The organism is Nocardia sp. MDA0666 (assembly GCF_003023875.1).
GTDB classification, from domain to species: Bacteria; Actinomycetota; Actinomycetes; order Mycobacteriales; family Mycobacteriaceae; genus Nocardia; species Nocardia aobensis.
This window is the reverse complement of the sequence record NZ_PYHT01000016.1, coordinates 14,504-35,658: the sequence shown is the minus strand read 5'-3', so window position 1 is coordinate 35,658 and position 21,155 is coordinate 14,504. Positions and strand designations below refer to the sequence as shown.

The following is a 21,155-nucleotide window of genomic DNA, read 5'->3' as shown; positions in this document are numbered from 1 at the left end:
GCCGAATGTGTTCGGGTCGCAGCGTGCGCGGAACTACCGCGCCGCGGCTCAGCGGCCCAGGGAGTCGATCAGACCGCTGTTCTGCTCGAGGATCTGCTGGAACTGGTGACCCACACCGAACCGCTGCGCGGCCTGCTGGCCGGCGTCGGTGGCCTTGTTGATCAGGTCCTGGCGATCGTTCGGCAGCTGCACCGGAGCGGCCGGCTCGGGCTGCGGGGCCGGGGCCGGCTGGGCCTCCTCGGCGGGCGCGTAGCGCAGGTACTGGCCGCACACCGGCCAGGCGCCGGGGCCCTGGGTCTGCAGCACGTTCTCCGCGACGCGGATCTGTTCGTCCTTGCTCGCGTTCTGCGGCGAGCCGTTGCCGCCGTTGGCGCTCCAGGTGGACTGCGTGAACTGCAGACCGCCGTAGTAGCCGTTGCCGGTGTTGATATTCCAGTTGCCGCCGCTCTCGCACTGCGCGACACCGTCCCAGTCGTGGGCGGGCGCAGCCGAAGCAGTGGTGGAAGCTGCGAACGGGACGGCAACAAGGGCGCCGGCGACGGCGGCGAAGCCGAGGGCGCGACTGCTGATCTTCCGGTTCTTGTTCATGGTGGTGTCCCTCCCTGCGCCCGCCGGCCCGGCGATGTTCCGCCGCGTCCCTGCCCCCAGGAGGTCGGGGATCCCCGAACCGCGGGGCAGGGTTGCCGGTGTGCAGCGGTTCGGGTCTGGATGCCCATCACGGGTTCGATCCGGGCCGCACTCGACCATAACGAACAGATCTCGGCAGATCACGTCTTGATAACAGAGACAATTGCATGAAGCGAATAACCGGATTCGAGCGTCGATGCAGGTTGGCTATGCAGTGTTCGAGCATTCCGGTCGTTCGTTATGTGGTCGTTATGTGCGGTGAATCACGTGAAAATAGTGGTCTGGGTCACGTTTTTCTGGCCCGCTTTTTGGAAACGCGCGCGTTTCCCAAGCGAGTTCTCCCCATTCGAGGTGTTGCGAGGCTTCTGTATCGAGTCGCCGGTTCGTCCGATTCGGGCTTCGTGTGTGAGATTTGGGTGGTCGGTGGCGATGCGATCTGCGAGCGTGGCCGGACGGTATTTCGCGGGCGGGAAGCTGTGGCGGCCGATGGTCGAGATCGCGTCGATTGCTCGTCGAAACTGGTCCTGACCACCGGATTTGCTACGTCTGTCGACTCGTGTGTAATGTTGTGTTCACCGACGCGGGGTGGAGCAGCTCGGTAGCTCGCTGGGCTCATAACCCAGAGGTCGCAGGTTCAAATCCTGTCCCCGCTACTAGTGAAGAGGTCCCGGAACCAGAAGGTTCCGGGACCTTTTTCGTTTCCATCGGGGTCTGTTTTCCTGCCGGGGTGTTCCTGCTGGGGCTTTGTGTGTTCTCGCTGTGGCCCTGTGTGACCTCACAGCGACTCGGCGCGGACCGGTGGCGGCGCGTCGACGGTTCACGGCGCGCGAGGCGCCGGGGCGTTGTCGCTCCGACACGGCGAACCCGCAGGCAGTGCGCGGTTTTCGGCCTCGATACCGATCGCAGGGCAGCGGCGCACATCACACTATTCCCACTGCTGGTAAGACCAGGAACGGCCAAATACTGTTCAGTAACTATGAGTCCTGTGCTGTTGTACGAACCCCGAAAGGGATCCTTGTGATAGATCACGGCGCCGTCGCGTAGATGCGGCGTACGCATCCCGCTCGGGCACTACCTCTTCTCCGCGCGCCTCGACACTCCGGCCTACCTTCCGGCGCTCCCGTTTTCGGTTGCGCGCGGATCGGTTGCCGTACGGAATCCGTCATATCGGAGCGGACGGCCTCGTCTGCTCCGAGGCGAATCCGGCTACGTGTGGATGACGCTCATATATCGTTCGGGACTCTTCGCTGGGCCGTGAACGCGTCGAAAAACGTTGTATAGAAGCAGAATTCGTACCCTCCCGGGCAATGGTGAGGGCGTTCGCGAGTTCGCGCGTTCATCGAGGAAGGAATTTCAGAGGTGACCGGATCGGCAAATGCCGTCGCTATCGTCGGTATGTCCTGCAGAATGCCGGGGGCGGCCGATCTCGACGGTTATTGGCAGCTGCTCAGAGACGGGCGCGCCGCGATCGGCGCGGCGCCGGCCGGGCGGGAGAACATCACCGAGCGCGCCGGTTTCCTGAGTACCGCAGGAGATTTCGACGCGGACTTCTTCGGGATCTCGCCCAACGAAGCGCGGGCGATCGATCCACAGCAACTGCTGGCACTGGAACTGGGCTGGGAGGCGCTCGAGGACGCCGGCCTGACCGCCGCGCCGAGCGACGGCCGGCGGCACGGCGTGTTCTTGGGTTGTACCGGGAGCGATTTCGCCGAACTCCTCGCTTCGCAGGGTGGCCCGGGCGTCGGCCGCCACTCGCTGTGGGGAGTCGGGCGCGGCATCATCGCCAACCGCGTCTCGAACTACTTCGGTTTCGGCGGCCCGAGCGTCCTGGTCGACAGCGCCCAGGCGTCGTCGCTGGTCGCGGTGCATCTGGCCTGCGAGAGCCTGCGCAGCGGGGAAAGTGAGCTGGCGCTGGCCGGCGGTCTGAATCTGATTCTGTCGCCGACCAGCAGCGAGCGGATCGAGCAGTTCGGCGCACAGTCGGCACTCGGCGCCTGCTACACCTTCGACGCGCGGGCCGATGGCTTCGTCCGGGGTGAGGGCGGCGCCATGGTGGTGCTGAAACCGCTGGACCGCGCCATCGCCGACGGCGACCGGATCCATGCCGTGATCCGCGGCAGTGCGGTCGCGACCGGTAACGAGCGTCGCGTGCTGAGCGCGCCCAGCCGTGACGCGCAAGCGGCGGCGATCCGCGCGGCGCTGACCGCGGCGGGTGTCGACGCGCCGTCGGTGCAGTACGTCGAACTGCACGGCACGGGAACACCGGCCGGTGATCCTGTGGAGGCGGCCGCGCTCGGTGACACCTACGGCCCGGATCGCGACACCCCGCTGGCCGTCGGCTCGGTCAAGACCAATATCGGTCACCTGGAGGGCGCTTCGGGTATCGCGGGCCTGGTCAAGACCGTGCTCTGCCTATCCCGCCGGGAACTGGTCGCCAGCCTGAACTTCGAGACGCCGAATCCGCGAATTCCTCTCGGCGACTTGGCTTTACGCGTCGTCACCGATACCGAGAACTGGCCCGCGGCCGCAGTGCGCCGGGCCGGGGTGTCGTCGTTCGGCATGGGCGGCTCGAATGCCCACGTGATCGTGGAGGAGGCGCCCGGACCCGGCCCGGCCACGGCGGACGACGACACCGGCGCGGTGGCGTGGGTGGTCTCGGCTCGGAGCGAGGGCGGCGTCCGGGCACAGGCGGCCCGGCTGCGGGAATGGCTGCTGCGCCATCCGGAGCCGACCGCGGCCGACGTGGGTTTCTCCCTGCTGACCACGCGCGCCCGAATGGAATGGCGCGGCAGCGTCGTCGGCCGGGACCGTGACGACCTGCTGGCGGGCTTGGCGGCCCTGGCCGACCCGGCCGCGCCCGCGGTGGCGATCGAACCCCCTGTCGGGCGGGCCGCGCCACGGCGGATCGCCTTCGTCTTCCCAGGACAGGGAAGCCAATGGGAGGGTATGGCGCTGGGCCTGCTGGACGCGGGCGGCGCGTTCGCGGAGTCGATCGCCGAATGCGACGCGGCGTTGGCGCCCTACGTGGACTGGTCGCTGACGGCCGTGCTGCGTGGTGCGCACGACGCGCCCCCACTGGACCGGGTGGACGTGGTGCAACCCGTGCTGTTCGCGGTGATGGTCTCGCTGGCGCGGATGTGGCGCGCGGCCGGTGTGGAACCGGATGTGGTGATCGGTCATTCGCAGGGTGAGATCGCGGCCGCGCACATCGCCGGTGGGCTGTCGCTGTCCGACGCCGCGCGGGTGGTGGCGCTGCGGTCGCGGGCGGTGGCCGAGGAACTGGCCGGGCAGGGCGCGATGGCCTCGATCGGGCTCGGCGCGGACGCGCTGCGCGAACGCCTGGCCGCGTACGGCGATCGGCTGTCGATGGCCGCGGTGAACGGGCCCGCCCAGAGTGTCATCGCCGGTGACGTCGAGGCGGTCGCGGAGTTCGTCGCCGCCTGTGCGGGGGACGGAGTGTGGGCCCGCCGGATTCCGGTGGACTACGCATCACATTCGAAGGCGGTCGAGCGGGTCCGCGCGCGGCTGCTCACGGAACTCGCGCCCATCCGCCCGCGCACCGGGGCGGTGCCGATGTTCTCCACGGTGACCGCCGATCGGGTGGATACCGCGGAACTGGATGCCGACTACTGGTACCGGTCCCTGCGGGAGCCGGTTCGATTCGCCGATGCCGTCACCGCGCTCATCGCCGACGGTGTCGACGGTTTCGTCGAGACGAGTCCGCATCCGGTGCTGACCATGGGTGTGGGGGTGACCGCCGAAGCGGCCGGTGCGGGCGCGGAGGTAGCGGTCGTCGGGTCGTTGCGCCGCGGCGAGGGCGGGCCGGAACGGTTCCTGGCCTCGCTGGCCCAGGCATTCTGCGCCGGAATGCCCGTGGCGCCGCGAGCGCTGGTGCCGGGGGGATCGCGAGTCGACTTGCCGCCGTACGCGTTTCAGCGTCGCACGGTCGCGTCCGGTACGCCGGTCGCCCGCGCCGCGACCGCCGGACGGATTCCGGAGGCCGAGGCCGACGGTGACGAACAGACGGCGGCCTGGGATGACACACCGCTGGCGCGGCGACTGCGGGACGTTCCCGAATATCAGTACGACACCCTCGTTCTCGACATCGTTCGCGAGCAGGCCGCGGCCGTCCTCGGTCACGAGTCGGCCGAGGCGATCCACCCCACGTTGCCGTTCACCGAGTTCGGCTTCGACTCCGTCAGCGGCGTGCAACTGCAGAATCGGTTGACGCGGGCCACCGGAATTCCCCTGCCGGCGTCGCTCGTCTTCGACCATCCGACCGCGACCGCGGTCGCCACACTGCTGCGGGAACGGATCACCGGCGTCGAGCGCGGGCACCGGCGGGCGGCGCGGCGCGGTACCGCGGACGAACCGATCGCGATCGTCGGCATGAGCGCCCGTTTCCCCGGCGGGGTGCGATCCGCGCAGGACCTGTGGGATCTGGTGGCCGCGGGCCGGGATGCGATCGGCGAATTCCCCACCGATCGCGGATGGGACCTGGACCGGCTCTTCGATCCGGATCCGGGAAAACCCGGTACGGTCTACACCCGCCACGGTGGATTCCTCAGTGGCGCAGCCGATTTCGATCCGGCGTTCTTCGGGATCAGCCCGCGGGAAGCGCTGGCGATGGATCCGCAACAGCGCCTGCTGCTCGAAACATCGTGGGAAGCCCTGGAGGACGCGGGTATCGACCCGACCTCGCTGCGCGGCAGCGATACCGGTGTGTTCGTCGGCGCCTGCTCGTCGGGCTATGCCGGACGGGTGACCGGCGACCTGGAGGGTTTCCGGCTGACCGGCACGTCGCACAGTGTCATCTCCGGCCGCGTCGCCTACGTGTTCGGCCTGGAAGGTCCGGCGGTGACGGTCGATACCGCGTGCTCGTCGTCGCTGGTGGCGTTGCACCTGGCCTGTCAGGCGCTGCGTCAGGGCGACAGTTCGCTGGTGCTCGCCGGTGGTGTCACCGTCGCGGCCAGTCCCTACCTGTACGTCGACTTCTCGCGGCAGCGCGGTCTCGCACCGGACGGCCGATGCAAGGCGTTCTCCGCCGCCGCCGACGGTGTGGCCTGGTCGGAGGGTTCCGGCGTGCTGGTGCTGGAACGACTGTCGGACGCACAGCGGCTGGGCCACGACATCGTGGCCGTCGTCCGCGGCAGTGCGGTGAACCAGGACGGTGCGAGCAACGGTCTGACCGCCCCGAACGGTCCGTCGCAGGAACGGGTGATCGCGCAGGCCCTTGCCAATGCGGGAATATCGGCCGGCGACGTCGACGCCGTCGAGGCGCACGGCACCGGCACCACGCTGGGTGATCCGATCGAGGCGCAGGCGTTGATCGCCGCCTACGGACGCGACCGTGGGGAACCGTTGCGGATCGGGTCCCTGAAATCGAATATCGGTCATACCGTGGCCGCCGCCGGAGTGGCGGGTGTGATCAAGATGGTGCAGGCGCTGCGCCACGAGCGGTTGCCACGCACATTGCACGCCGCCACGCCGTCCCCGCACGTGGACTGGGCGACCGGTGCGGTGCGGCTGCTGACCGACGCCGAACCGTGGCCCACCGGCGATCGGGTGCGCCGGGCCGGTGTGTCGTCGTTCGGGATCAGCGGCACCAACGCTCACGTGATCCTCGAGGAAGCGCCGGCCCCGCAGAGTGTCGAAAGTGCTGCGGCACAGCCGGTTACCGACGTCGCGAGCATCCCGTTGCTGATCTCGGGCAGGGGGGAGGCGGGGCTGCGGGCACAGGCGGCGACGCTGCACACCTGGTTGTCGGAGCGTCCGCAGGCCGATATCGCCGAGGTCGCCCAGGCGCTGGCCGCCGACCGTGCGCACTTGGATTCGCGCAGTGTGGTTTTCGGCCGCGATCGGGAGGATGTGCTCGCGCGTCTGGCCGATCTCGCCGCGGCGCGTCCGGGGATCGATATCGTCGACGGCGTCGCCGGTTCGGGGCGGACGGCGTTCCTGTTCACCGGTCAGGGCGCCCAGCGGATCGGTATGGGCGCGGGCCTGTACGAGGCGTTCCCGGTTTTCGCCGAGGCGCTGGATTCGGTGTGCGCGCAGTTCGACCCGGTGCTGAACCGTTCGCTGCGTGAGGTCATGTTCGGCGACGCCGCACTGCTGGATCGCACCGAGTTCACGCAGCCGGCCCTGTTCGCCTTCGAGGTGGCGATGTATCGCCTGCTCGAATCGTTCGGTGTCACAGCGGATGTGCTGATCGGCCATTCCATCGGCGAACTCGCGGCGGCGCATCTGGCGGGGCTGTGGTCGCTCGCGGATGCCTGCCGGTTGGTGGCGGCGCGGGGCCGGCTCATGGGCGCCCTGCCCGCCGGTGGCGCGATGTCGGCGGTCGCGGCGACCGAGGCGGAGGTGAACGACGCCGTTGCCGAGCATCCGGGCCGGGTGTCGGTTGCCGCCGTGAACGCGCCTGGAGCCCTGGTGGTTTCGGGGGACGAGGAGGCGATCGAGCGGATCGAGGCGCGATTCGCCGAGCGGGGCGCGAAGACGACGCGGTTGCGGGTCGGCCATGCCTTCCACTCGCATCGGATGGACCCGATGCTGGCCGAATTCGAGTCGGTAGCAGCGGAATTGACCTACCATCGGCCCCGGCTGCCGATGGTGTCGAATGTGTCCGGTCAGCTCGCCGGGGACGAGATACTGGAACCGGCGTACTGGGTGCGGCAGGTGCGGGCCGCGGTGCGATTCGCGCCGGGGATCGAGACGCTGGCAACCTCGGGCGTGCGCCGATTCCTGGAGTTGGGACCGGATGCGGTGCTGGCGGCGCTGACCCGCCGGAGCCTGCCGGAGACCGCGGACGCCACGGTGGCCGCCGCCGCGCGCCGCGATCACGACGAAATCCGGCAGTTGCTGACCATGCTGGCGCACGCGCACGTCGCGGGCGTGCGGGTGGATTGGACGCCCCTGTTCGGGCACCGGCCGCGACGTCGAGTTCCGTTGCCCACCTACGCTTTCCGGCACCAGCGCTTCTGGTTGCCGCCGCGGGAGACCGCCGGCGACCCCTCGGCCCACCCGCTGCTCACCGGCGTGGTGCCGGTGGCCGGTACGGACGAATTCGTCTTCACCGGCCGGTTCTCGCTGTCGTCGGATCCCTGGGTGGCCGACCACATGACCTACGGCACCGTCGTGTTGCCGAGCGCGACCCTCGTGGAATTCCTGCTGGTCGCGGGCGGCCGTATCGGATGCGGTGTCCTCGACGAGCTCACCCTGGAGGCGCCGATCCTGCCGTCGGGTGACGACGAGGTCGAGCTCCAGGTGTCGGTGCGGGAGCCGGATCCGAGCGGGCGACGGTCGTTCGTCTTCCACTTCCGTCGAGCGGGGGAGTGGGTGCGCAATGCCAGTGGCGTGCTGGCCCCCGCGTGGGAGGGCGGCGACGCGCTGCTGGACCGCCTGCGCGACGAGCCGTGGCCCCCCGCCGACGCCGAAACGCTCGATACCGCTTGGATTCCCGAGCAGATCGCCACCGGATCCGGCCTCGAGTACGGTCCGGCGTTCCTCGGGGTCGAGGCCGCGTGGCAGCGGGACGATACGGTCTTCTCCGAGATCGCCCTGGACACCGTGGCCGCATCCGATCCGGAACGGTTCGATCTGCATCCGGCGCTGCTCGATCTGGTGATGCACGCCGGTCTGGCCGGACTCGTCTGGCGCGATCAGGACGGCGACCCGGACACCGGCCGGCTGTTGTTCCGCTGGGGTGGGGCACGGTTGCATCAGCCGCTGGTCAAGGCGACGCGGTTGCGTGTCATCGCCGTTGCCTCCGGGCCGGAGACGATCTCGGTGGCGACCGTGGACGATTCGGGCCGGCCGGTCGTCTCCGTAGACGCGGTCGTCATGCGGCCCTACGACGTGCTACAGCTGCGCGGCACCATGACCGCGGACGACGCCGGTCTCTACGAGCTGCAGTGGACGCCCATGGCGGCGCCGACGAGCGTCTCCGCGAACCGGATGGCCGTACTCGGTTCCGAGCCGCTCGCCGGCATCGACGCGTGCTATGCGACGCCCGCGGAAGTCGCCGCCGCACAGCCGATTCCGGAAACCGTCGTCTGGCGTCCGGACATCGGATCCGCATCCGGCGACCCGGCGGCCGTCCGCACGCACCTGGAGTCGGTGCTGGCGACGGTGCAGTCCTGGCTGACCGAAGAACGCCTGGCCGGGACCCGGTTGATCGTGACCACGGGCAACGGCGCCGCGCTGCCGGGCGAGACACCGGATCCCGCCGCCGCTGCCCTCCGGGGGCTGATCCGCAGCGCCCAATCCGAATATCCGGGCCGGTTCCTCCTCGTCGACGCCGACGACTCGACGGCCGCGGGCCGGGACGCGCGGACGGTCCTCGATGCGGTGCTCGCGGCCGACGAGCCCCAGGTCGCGGCGCGACGCGGAGCGGTACTCGTGCCCAGGCTGGCGCGGGTGCGCGACGAGTACCGGCAGGAGCCCGCGTTCGGCGACGGCACCGTTCTGCTCACCGGTGGCACCGGCGGTCTCGGTGCGCTTGTCGCCCGTCACCTGGTCTCCCGGCACGGCGTCCGTCGGCTGCTGCTGGTCTCGCGGCGAGGCGAGAACGCCCCCGGTGCAACGGAATTGGCCGACGAACTCGCGGAGGCCGGCGCCACCGTCGAGGTGGCGGCCTGTGACGTCGGCGATCGGGCGGCCGTGCGCGGTCTGCTCGGCTCGATCGCGCCCGAGCATCCGCTGACCGCGGTCATCCACGCGGCCGGTGTGCTCGACGACGCCACCCTGGCCGGACTCGACGCCGAACAGCTGCGGCGGGTATTCGACGCGAAGGCCGCCGCCGCCCACCACCTGCACGAACTCACCAGTGACCTGACAGCATTCGTGCTGTTCTCCTCCGTCGCTGCGACGATCGGATCGGCCGGCCAGGCGAACTACGCCGCCGCCAACGCCTGTCTCGACGCGCTGGCCCACGCCCGGCGGGCCGCGGGGCTGCCCGCGGTGTCGATGGCGTGGGGACCGTGGAATTCCGCCGGCGGGATGACCGGCGACCTCGACCGCAGCGCGGTCGCACGCTGGGAGCGGCTCGGCCTGCGCCCGCTCGGCGACGCCGAAGGTCTGCGACTGTTCGACACCGCCATCGGTCGCGGGGACGCGTACGCGGTGGCGATGCGGTTCGATCCGGCGCAGCTGCGGCGCGAAGCCCGCCACGGTGTGGTGCCCGCGGCGCTGCGCGGCTTCCTGCCCCGGACCGCGGAACGGAAAACCGACCGGCCCGCAGCCGCATCCGGCGCATTGGCCGCCCGCCTGAGCGAGGTTCCCGACAGCGCCCGCGCGGAGGTGGTGCTCGAGTTGGTCCGCGAACACGCGGCCGCCGTGCTCGGGCACACTTCCGCCGCGGACGTCGACCCCGGGGCGCGTTTCGACGCCCTGGGATTCGATTCGCTCGGCGGCGTGGAATTCCGCAACCGGCTGTCGAAGGCCACCGGCGTGCAGCTGCCGTCGACCCTGGTCTTCGATCACCCGACCGCCGACGCGGTCGCCGCCCTGCTGCGCGCCAAGATCGAGGGCACCGACTCCGCCCGCCCGGTCCGCGCGCCCCGGCGGGCCCGCGCGGACGAACCCATCGCGATCGTCGGCATGAGCTGCCGATTCCCGGGTGGTGTCGACAGCCCCGAACAGTTGTGGGATCTCGTGTCCTCGGGAACCGATGCCACCACCGAATTCCCGGACGATCGCGGGTGGGACCTGGCGCGGCTGATCGACCCGGATCCCGGCAAGCCCGGCACCGTGTACAGCCGCGGTGGTGGGTTCCTCGGCACCGCAGGCGATTTCGACGCCGGATTCTTCGGCATCAGCCCGCGTGAGGCGCTGGCGATGGACCCGCAGCAGCGGCTGCTGCTGGAAACGTCCTGGGAAGCGCTGGAACACTCCGGCATCGACCCGATGACGTTGCGCGGCAGCGATACCGGTGTCTTCGCGGGCGCCTGCGCCTCGGGCTATGTCGATCACGTGACCGGCGATCTGGAGGGTTTCCGGCTGACCGGCACCACCCACAGCGTGGTCTCCGGGCGCGTGGCCTACGTCTTCGGGTTGGAGGGGCCGGCGGTCACGATCGACACCGCCTGCTCGTCGTCGCTGGTGGCGTTGCATCTGGCGTGCCAGGCGCTGCGTCAGGGCGAAACGTCGCTGGCGCTGGCGGGTGGTGTGACCGTGGCGGCCACTCCTTATCTCTCCGTCGATTTCGCGCGGCAGCGCGGCCTGTCACCGGACGGCCGGTGCAAGGCGTTCTCCGCAGCGGCCGACGGTGTCGCGTTCTCCGAGGGTGTCGGCGTCCTGGTGCTGGAGCGGTTGTCGGATGCGCAGCGGCAGGGTCACGAGATCCTGGCGGTGATCCGGGGCAGCGCGGTCAACCAGGACGGTGCGAGCAACGGCCTGACCGCGCCGAACGGCCCCTCGCAGGAGCGAGTGATCGGCCAGGCCCTCGCGGCCGCCGGCCTCACACCCGCCGATGTGGACGCGGTGGAGGCGCACGGAACCGGTACGCCACTGGGCGATCCGATCGAGGCCAACGCGTTGATCGCCGCCTACGGTCGCGACCGGGGGGACCGCGAGCCGCTGCGCATCGGTTCGATCAAATCGAATATCGGTCATACCGTCGCGGCCGCCGGTGTCGGTGGCGTGATCAAGATGGTGCAGGCGCTGCGCCACGAAACCCTGCCACCGACCCTGCACGCGGAAACGCCGTCGCCGCACGTGGATTGGTCTGCGGGAGACGTGCGTCTGCTGTCCCGTGCGGAACCCTGGCGGGCCGGGAAGAGCGTTCGGCGGGCGGGCGTCTCCTCCTTCGGTGTCAGCGGTACGAACGCCCACTTGATCGTCGAGGAGGCACCGGCCCCGCGCCCCCCGGTCTCGGCGCCGGTCGCCGACGGCCCGCACCTGCCGATGCCCTGGCTGGTGTCGGCCAAGAGCGAGACCGCGCTCGGAGCACAGGCGGCGAAACTGCGGCAGTGGCTGGACGACCACGCCGGCGCCGACCCCGTGGACGTGGCCTATTCGCTGCTCACCACCCGTACCCATCACGAGTTCCGGGCGGTGGTGCTCGGCGGTGAGCGCGACGAAATGCTCACCGCGCTGACCCGGCTCGCGGCCGGAAATATCACTCCTACAGTGGTTTCCGGCTCGGCGCGCTCCGGAAAGACCGCATTCCTGTTCACCGGTCAGGGCGCGCAGCGCGCCGGTATGGGCGCCGGACTGGCCGCGGCGTTCCCGGTCTTCGCCGCGGCGCTGGACGAGGTCTGTGCCCGATTCGATCCGCTGCTGGGATGTTCGCTGCGGCAGGTGATGTTCACCGGCCGTGCGGACGATCGGGACGCAGCCGCACCGGACGGGGTATTGGATCGGACCCGGCTGACGCAGCCGGCCCTGTTCGCGTTCGAGGTGGCGCTGTACCGGCTCGTCGAGTCGTTCGGCGTGGTCCCCGATCTACTGATCGGGCATTCGATCGGTGAACTGGCCGCCGCATATGTCGCCGGGGTGTGGTCGCTCGACGATGCCTGCACACTGGTGGCGGCGCGTGGCCGGTTGATGGACGCGCTGCCGACGGGCGGGGCGATGCTGGCGATCGCCGCGCCCGAAGCCGACGTGGCCACGGCGATCGAGGCATTCGGTGACCGGGTATCCCTGGCCGCGGTGAATTCCCCCGGCGCCGTGGTGATTTCGGGCGACGAGGACGTCGTCGCGCAGCTCGATCGGCAGTTCTCCGGCGAGGGACGCAAGACCAGTCGTCTTCGGGTGTCGCACGCGTTCCATTCCGCTCGGATGGAGCCGATGCTGGCCGAATTCCGTGCCGTCGCGGACGGCGTCACCTTCCGGGCGCCGCGAATCCCGTTGGTGTCGAATGTTTCCGGTGCCCTCGCCGGCGACGAGATCGTGGACCCGGGCTATTGGGTGTCGCAGGTGCGTGCCGCGGTGCGGTTCGCGCCGGGTATCGACGCACTGGTGGCCGCGGGTGCGCGCCGGTTCCTCGAAATCGGGCCCGACGCGGTGCTGGCGGCGATGACGCGGCAGACGCTCACCGAGGAGGTCGAGCAGCGGTCCGTGGTCGCCGCGGCGGCCCGCCGCGACCACGACGAGGTCGAGCAGTTCCTGACGATGCTCGCCCATGCCCACACCGCCGGGCTGGCCGTCGACTGGAATCGGCTGTTCGCGGGCCGCCCGGCGTCACGAACCGCATTGCCCACCTACGCATTCGACCATCGCCGGTACTGGCTCGAGCCGCCGCGTGCGGATCGTCCGGCCGCATCGGAGCATCCGCTGCTCACCGAGGTGGTGCGGGTGGCCGACCGCGACGAATGGCTGTTCACCGGGCGGCTCGCGCAGCGCACCCATCCGTGGCTCGCCGACCACACCACCTACGGTGTCGTGCTGGTACCGAGTGCCGCGCTGATGGAGATGCTGCTGGTCGCCGGTGAGCGCATCGGCTGTGCCGCGGTGGAGGAGTTGACGCTCGAGGCGCCGATCCTGCCCCCTGCCGAGGGCGAGGTCGAACTCCAGGTGCTGGTGCGGGCACCGGACGCCACGGGACGCCGTTCGTTCACAGTCCACTACCGCCTGGCCGAGGCGCCCGATTGCGAGTGGTCCCGGAACGCCAGCGGCGTGCTGAGCGCCGAGCAGCTCACCGACATCGGACTCGTGGACATGCTGCGCACCGAGCCGTGGCCGCCCGCCGACGCCGAACCGGTGGACACCGACTGGATTCCGGCGCAGGTGGCGCGGGCCGCCGGACTGGAATACGGACCCTCGTTCATCGGCGTCGAGGCGGCCTGGCGCAGCGGGGACACCGTCTTCTCCGAGGTCGCGTTGGACGGGGAGGTTCCGGCCGAGCGGTTCCGGCTGCATCCGGCGCTGTTCGACATGGTCATGCATGCCGGGCTCGCCTGCCTGATCTGGCCGGACCACCAGGGCAATCCGGCCGAGGGCAAACTCCTGTTCCGCTGGGGCGCAACGCAGATCCATCGCACCGCGCCGGTCGGCTCCCTGCGGGTGATGGCGGTTCGGCGCAGCAGCGAGGCGATCAGTGTCGTGGCCACCGACCGGGACGGCAATGCGGTGGTGACCATCGACGAAGTGGTCATGCGCTCCTACGACGTCCAGCAGTTCCGGGCCACGCTCTCGGGCGGGCGAGCCGCGCGATACGGAATGCGATGGACGACAGTCGATGTCCCGGCGACCCCAACGCACGGAAGTACGGTTCTGCTGGGCGCGACGGGGGTGTCCGGCATCGAGGAGCGTTATCCGGATCAGGCGGCGATCGCCGCCCGTGCGACGGCTCCCGACGTGGTGGTGTGGTCCGAACATGCTGTGACACAGGATGATTCATCTCCGGCCACGGGCGATCGGGTGAAGAGCGCGCTGCGGGTGGTGCGCGAGTGGCTGGCCGACGAGCGTGTCGCACCGTCGCAGCTGGTCGTGGTGACCACCCGTGCGGCGGCGCTGCCCGGCGAGATCCCCGACGCCGCGGCGGCGGCGGTGTGGGGATTGATCCGGAGCGCCCAAACCGAGTACCCCGGACGGATCGTGTTGCTCGATACGGATGAAACGGTGATTTCGGCCGAATCCGTCCGGGCTGCGATCACCACCGGCGAGCCGCAGCTGGCGGTTCGCGGCGATCGCTTCCTGGCGCCGCGGCTCGAGCCGCTGTCCGCGTACCCGGCCGAGATGGTGTCGTTCGGCGCCGGCACGGTCCTGATCACCGGTGGCACCGGGGGACTGGGTGCCCTGCTGGCGCGGCATCTCGTCACCGCACACGGGGTGCGGCGACTGCTGCTGGTCTCCCGGCGTGGTGACCGTGCGGACGGCGCGGCGGAACTGTCGGCGGACCTGTCCGGGCTCGGCGCGCAGGTGCGGATCGCCGCGTGCGATGTGAGTGACCGTGCCGCACTGCGTGATCTGCTGACCGACGACACGCGCGACCATCCGCTCACCGGCGTCGTCCACACCGCGGGCGTTCTCGACGACAGCGCGTTCCATACCCTCACCGACGCGGGCGTCGACCGGGTGCTCGCGGCGAAGGCCGAGGCGGCGTGGCATCTGCACGAACTCACCCGAGAGATGGATCTGTCCGCGTTCGTGCTGTTCTCATCGATCGCCGGGTCGATCGGCTCGGCCGGACAGGCGAATTACGCCGCCGCCAACAGCTTCCTGGACGCCCTGGCGGTCCGGCGCCGCGCCGAGGGATTGCCGGCCCTGTCGCTCGCGTGGGGGCCGTGGCAGCAGGACATCGGCATGACCGGGGTGCTGGACCGCACCGCGCTGGCGCGGCTGGAACGTCTGGGGCTGGCTCCGCTGGACCGCGCCGAGGGGCTGCGGTTGTTCGACGAATCGCTCACCGCGGCCGAACCTGCGCCGGTGCTGGTGTACTTGGACACCGACACGCTGCGCATGGAGGCACATAGCGGCTCGGTACCGGCGGTGCTGCGCGGATTCGTGCGCACGTCCGGCCGGACGGCCACCGCCTCGCGCAGTGACGTCTCGCTCGGGGAGCGTCTGCACGAGGTCGCGGAGGAGAAGCGGCGCGGGGTCGCTCTCGATCTCGTGCGCGAGAACGTCGCGGCGGTACTGGGTTACGGCTCGGCCGACGATATCGGCGCCGACCGCGGTTTCAGCGAACTCGGCTTCGATTCGCTCGGCGGCGTGGAGTTCCGCAATCGGTTGTCGAAGGTGACGGGGCTGTCGCTGCCCTCGACTCTGGTCTTCGACTATCCGACGGCGGCCGAAGTCGCCGACTATCTGCTGGCGCAAACCACCGTGACGGCGCCGCAGTCGCCGACCTCGGCGGCGGCGCCCGACGACATCGCGCGGCTCGAGGCGCTGCTCGAGCGCATCATCACCGGCGGTGACGACAGCGACCGGACGGTGGCCGGCCTGCGGGGCGTCAGCGAGCGCCTGCGCGATTTTCTGGGGGGCACGTCGTCGGACGGTGATTACGACGATCTCGAATTCACTTCCGACAGTGAGCTGTTCGACCTGATCGACGAGGAGTTTGGCCCCGCATGAGCACCCCCGATACGAGCAACGAGGAACGGCTCAGCCGGTATCTGCGGAAGCTGACCGGCGACCTGCGCGCCGCCAAGAAGCAGATCCGGGATTTGGAGGACCGCGCCGGCGAACCGATCGCGATCGTCGGCATGAGCTGCCGCTATCCGGGTGGCGCCGACACTCCGGATCGGCTGTGGGATCTGGTCGCCGCCGGCGCCGACGCGATCGGCCCCTTCCCGGCCGACCGGGGCTGGGACCTCGAGCGCCTGTTCGACACCGATCCCGACGCACCGGGCACCGTCTACACCCGGGAAGGCGGATTCCTCGACACCGCAGGCGATTTCGACGCGGCCTTCTTCGGCATCGGGCCGCGCGCGGCCGAGGCGATGGATCCGCAGCAGCGCCTGTTCCTCGAAGCGGCCTGGGAGGCGCTGGAGGACGCCGGCCTCGACCCGGCATCGCTGCGCGGCAGCGACACCGGCGTGTTCGCCGGTGTGATCCACCAGGACTACGGGCCGCGCGTCGGTTCACCGGGGCTCACCGCCGAGACGGAAGGTCATGCGTTCCTCGGGGTTTCGGCCAGTGTGCTCTCCGGCCGCGTCGCGTTCACCTTCGGATTAAAGGGTCCGGCGCTCTCGGTGGACACCGCATGCTCGTCCTCGCTGGTGGCCTTGCATCTGGCCTGCCAGGCATTGCGGCAGGGCGATGTCTCGCTCGCCCTGGTCGGCGGGGTCACCGTGATGTCGGATCCCGGTCTGCTGATCGCCTTCGGCCGCCAGCGGGCGTTGTCCCCGGACGCGCGGTGCAAGGCCTTCGCCGCGGCGGCGAACGGGACCGGATTCTCCGACGGCCTCGGCATGCTGGCGGTCGAGCGACTGTCGGATGCTCGCCGCCACGGCCACCGCATCCTCGCGGTGGTGCGCGGCAGCGCGGTCAACCAGGACGGCGCCAGCAACCAGTTGACCGCACCGAACGGTCCGGCGCAGGAGAAGGTGATCGCGCGGGCGCTGGCGAACGCCGGGCTGGCACCTGCCGATGTCGACGCGGTCGAAGCGCACGGCACCGGCACCACCCTCGGCGATCCGATCGAGGCGCAGGCGCTGATCGCCGCCTACGGCCGCGACCGGGCCGGTGATCCGCTGCGGATCGGCTCGCTGAAATCGAATATCGGCCACACCTCGGCCGCGGCCGGTGTCGGCGGTGTGATCAAGATGGTGCAGGCATTGCGGCACGAAATGCTGCCCGCGACATTGCATGTCGATGCGCCGACACCGCATGTCGACTGGTCGGCCGGAGCGGTGCGACTGCTGACCGCCGCGGAGCCGTGGCCGGCCGGGGACCGGGTCCGGCGCGCCGGTGTGTCCTCCTTCGGCGCCAGCGGAACCAACGCGCATGTGATTCTCGAGGAGGCGCCCGCACCGGAGCCCGCTGCCGAACCCGCGGATCCGGCCCCGGAACAGGATGCGGTCGCATCCGGCCTCACCCCGGTGCTGATCTCGGCGAAATCCGAGGAGGGTTTGCGGGGGCAGGCAGCCGCCCTCGTGCGATGGGTCGACGAACACCCCGACCTCACCGTCGACGACCTCGCCTATTCCCTGCTCACGACCCGCACCCGATTCGAATGGCGGGCCGCGGTGCTCGCGGACGGTCGCGACGCGTTGCGCGCGGCGCTGTCCGACCTCGCGGAACCGGGTGCGGCGAGCTCGCCCGTCGTGACGGGGCGGGCGGTGACGCGCAGGACGGCGCTGCTGTGCACCGGCCAGGGCGCACAGCGCGCCGGAATGGGACGTGAACTCTACGAGGCGTTCCCGGCATTCGCCGCCGCGCTGGACGAGATCTGCGCACAGTTCGATCCACTGCTGGGGGTGTCGCTGCGGCAGGTGATGGTCACCGGCGCAGACGCCACGGTTCTCGATCGCACCGAATTCACCCAGCCCGCACTGTTCGCCTACGAGGTCGCGCTGTACCGGCTGCTGAACTCGTTCGGCGTGACACCCGATGTGCTGATCGGACATTCGATCGGCGAGCTGGCCGCCGCGTATATCGCCGGTGTGTGGACGCTGCCGGACGCCTGCCGTCTGGTCGCCGCCCGCGGTCGCCTGATGGGGCAGTTGCCGACGGGTGGCGCCATGCTGGCCGTCGCGGCGGCCGAACCCGAGGTGACCGAGATGATCGCCGGAGACCGGAGCGTGTCCGTCGCGGCGGTGAATTCGCCTGGCGCAGTGGTGATTTCCGGCGGCGACGACGCGGTGGCGGCGTATCGGGCGCGGTTCGCCGACCGTGGCCACAAGACCGCACAGCTGACCGTCTCACATGCCTTCCACTCCCATCGCATGGATCCGATGCTGGCCGAATTCGAGTCCGTCGCACGGCAAGTGGAGTACCAGCGCCCGCGGATTCCCCTCGTGTCGAATGTGTCCGGCCGGATCGCGGGCGAGGAAGTGCTCGACCCCGGTTACTGGGTGCGCCAGGTGCGCGAGCCCGTCCGGTTCGCGGCCGGAGTCGACTCCCTGGTCGCCGCGGGTGTTCGGCGGTTCGTCGAAATCGGGCCCGACGCGGTGCTGACGGCGATGACCGCGCAATGCCTGCCGGAGGATCTCGACGGGGAGCCGACCGTCGTCGCGGCCGCGCGTCGCGGGCGCGGCGAGGTCGAGCAGTTCGCGCACTGCCTGGCGCAGATGTACACGGCCGGTGCCGAGGTCGACTGGAGCGTATTCTTCGCAGGCCGGGACGTGCAGCGAGTGTCGTTGCCCACTTACGCTTTTCAGCGTCGGCGCTACTGGCTCCCGTCCGCGCCCGGCGCCGGCGGGGGCGAATCGGCCGGTTTCCGCGCGATCGATCATCCGCTGCTGGAGGCGGTGTTGCCGATGGCGGACGGCGGCCTCGTGTTGTCCGGTCAGCTGTCGCCGCGGGCGCAACCGTGGCTGGCCGACCATGTCATCGGCGGGGTCATGTTGTTGCCGGGGACCGGGTTCGTGGAGCTCGCCCTGCGTGCCGGCGCGGAGGCGGGCTGCCCCGTCGTGGACGAACTGACGCTCCGGTCGCCACTGGTACTGTCCGCGACGGACAGTGTGCCGATCCAAATAGTCGTCGGCGCAACCGAATCCGATTCATCGCGGCGCCCGGTCTCGATCTACTCGCGCGGTGCCCACGACCACGACGGCGAGTGGGTGCTGCACGCCCAGGGTCTGCTGTCCACCACGGATGCGGCTGCGCCCGCTCCGGAGATCTGGCCGCCCGCCGCGGCCACCGCCGTCGACATCGACTACGGCAAATTCCTCTCGCGCGACTACGCCCTGGGGCCCGCCTTTCGAGGGGTGCGGGCCCTGTGGCGACGCGGTGAGGAAGTGTTCGCCGACATCGCCGTCGGCGCGGACACCGGTGTCCGCGCCGACGGATTCGGCATCCACCCGGCACTGCTCGACGCGACGCTGCAGGCGGGACTGCTGGCAGATGTGCTCGAGATCGGTGGCGGACAGGTGGTGTTGCCGTTCTCGTGGGAGTCTGTGTCGCTGGCCACCACCGAGGCGTCGCTGCTGCGGGTGCGCCTGACCGTGAGCGGATCGTCGGTCTCGATCGGAGTCACCGACGGCCACGGGCGGCCGGTGCTGTCGGGATCGGTGACCATGCGGGCGACTCCGGTGGCGCAGCTCGCGGCAGCGGCCGCCGCCGATCCGGTACTGGAGCTGGTGTGGTCGCCGGCCACGGCCGAAGCCGGGGCGGCCGAGGCGAGCGTGGGGTGGTGGGATCGGCTGGAGCCGGAAGCGCCGGTACCCGCGGTGGTGGTCGTCGAGGCCGGGCGCACCGCCGGCGCCGACGTCGTGGCCGCCACGCATACCGAGGTCGCCCGCGTCCTCGGCGTGCTGCAGGAGTGGCAGGCTGGGGACCGGTTCGCGTCGAGCACCCTGGTGGTCGTCACCCGCGGCGCGGTGGCGCTGCCGGGCGAGGACCTGACCGATCTCGCCGGTGCGGCGGTGTGGGGGTTGGTGCGGTCCGCGCAGGCGGAGGATCCGGGGCGAATCATGCTGGCCGACACCGACTCCGGCGTCGACGAGCACCTCGCCTCGACGGTGCTGGCGGTGGGCGAACCCGAAGTGGTGGTGCGCGCCGGTGTCCCGCACATCGCTCGGCTCACCCGCTCCGCTCCGGCGTCCGCGCCGGGCGGCGACACGTCGGTATTCGGTGCGGGCACGGTGCTGATCACCGGCGGCACCGGTGGCGTGGGCGCCGTTGTGGCCCGGCATCTGGTGCGCGCGCACGGGGTGCGGTCGCTGCTGCTGGTGAGCCGCAGCGGCATGCGGGCCGCCGGTGCGGCGGCGTTGTGCGACGAGTTGGAGCGGGCGGGCGCGCAGGTGAAGGTGGTCGCCTGCGATGTCGCCGACGCCGGCGCCGTGGCCGGGCTGCGGGCCCACGCGCCGGCACGGTGGCCACTGTCGGGTGTGGTGCATGCCGCGGGCGTGCTCGACGACGGAGTTGTCGCCTCGTTGACCCCGCAGCGCATCGATACCGTGCTGGCGCCCAAGGTGGATGCCGCCTGGTACCTGCACGAGGCGACCGCGGACCTCGAGCCGGCCGCGTTCGTGGTGTTCTCGTCGGTGTCCGGCACGGTGGGTGGTCCGGGACAGGGCAACTACGCCGCCGCGAACACCTTCCTCGACGGTCTGACGGCCCACCGCCGGGCCCGTGGACTGGCCGCCCAGTCGGTGGTGTGGGGCCCGTGGGCGCGCACGAGCGGTATGGCCGGACACCTCGACGCGAGCGATGTGGCGCGGATGAACCGGGCCGGATTCACCGCCCTCTCGGACGAGGCCGCGCTGGCCGGGTGGGATGCGGCGCTCGCGCGCGGCACGGCCCATCCGGTGATCGTGGCGCTGGACACCGCCGCGATCCGGGCCCGGGCCGCTGCCGGCATGCTGCCGCCGTTGCTGCGGACGCTGGCCCCGCCGGCCCCGCGCCCCACGAAGGAAGTCGCATCTGCGGTTGCCCCACTGCCGCGGCGTCTTACGGGACTCGACGCCGATCGGCAACGGCAGATGGTGCTCGAGACCGTGCGCGACCACATCGCGGCCGTGCTAGGGCTCAACGGTGCGGCCGCGATCGCACCCGATCGCACCTTCCAGGATCTGGGGTTCGATTCGCTCGGCGCGGTCGAGTTGCGCAACCGGCTCAAATCCGTCACCGGTCTGTCGCTGTCGGCCGCAGTGGTTTTCGACTATCCGACACCGAAGGCGCTCGCCGGCCATCTGCACACACAACTGGCCGGCGCACCCGTGGACGTTCGGCCACGGCCGATCGACGCCGTGTTCGACGACTTGGAATCCGCGCTGGCACTGGGCGATTGGGACGACGGGCAGAAGCGGCGGATCGTGGCTCGGTTGCAGTCCGTCGCCGCGAGTTGGGCGGCTCGAACCGACCCCGACGGTGGCCTGCCCGAAGACGATGTGGAAAACGCTTCCGAAGCGGAGCTCTTTGCGATTCTCGACCGGGAACTGGATGCCTGATCACCGGTTTCAGGCTCGAATTCCGTTAGC

Annotated in this window: 3 protein-coding genes and 1 tRNA gene; 3 read left to right on the top strand and 1 reads right to left on the bottom strand. The window is 70.5% G+C overall.

Annotated features, from left to right (window positions below; translation table 11 throughout):
• Window positions 1–48: 48 nt before the first annotated feature.
• Complete coding sequence (locus C8258_RS21400) at window positions 49–588, bottom strand: transglycosylase family protein (protein ID WP_106956745.1); 540 nt, start codon at window positions 586–588, stop codon at window positions 49–51.
• A 618-nt stretch (window positions 589–1,206) separates the two neighbouring features.
• On the opposite strand from C8258_RS21400, the gene C8258_RS21395 reads away from it, so the two are divergent.
• The 3 genes from C8258_RS21395 to C8258_RS21385 all read left to right on the top strand — a co-directional run bounded on the left by C8258_RS21395 (window position 1,207) and on the right by C8258_RS21385 (window position 21,125).
• Window positions 1,207–1,280 (top strand) — tRNA-Met (locus C8258_RS21395).
• Between the two features lie 706 nt (window positions 1,281–1,986).
• A complete protein-coding gene (locus C8258_RS21390) occupies window positions 1,987–15,642 on the top strand; it encodes a type I polyketide synthase (RefSeq protein WP_255420436.1) in 13,656 nt (4,551 codons plus the stop codon).
• On the top strand, window positions 15,639–21,125 hold the full coding sequence (locus C8258_RS21385) for a type I polyketide synthase (RefSeq protein ID WP_106956744.1): 5,487 nt from the start codon (window positions 15,639–15,641) through the stop codon (window positions 21,123–21,125). The genes C8258_RS21390 and C8258_RS21385 overlap by 4 nt, the downstream gene beginning before the upstream one ends.
• Window positions 21,126–21,155 lie beyond the last annotated feature (30 nt).

Bases quoted from the DNA above. Each gene is read 5' to 3' on its own strand.
- C8258_RS21400 (WP_106956745.1), bottom strand. From the start codon at position 588: ATGAACAAGAACCGGAAGATCAGCAGTCGCGCCCTCGGCTTCGCCGCC.
- C8258_RS21385 (WP_106956744.1), top strand. From the start codon at position 15,639: ATGAGCACCCCCGATACGAGCAACGAGGAACGGCTCAGCCGGTATCTG.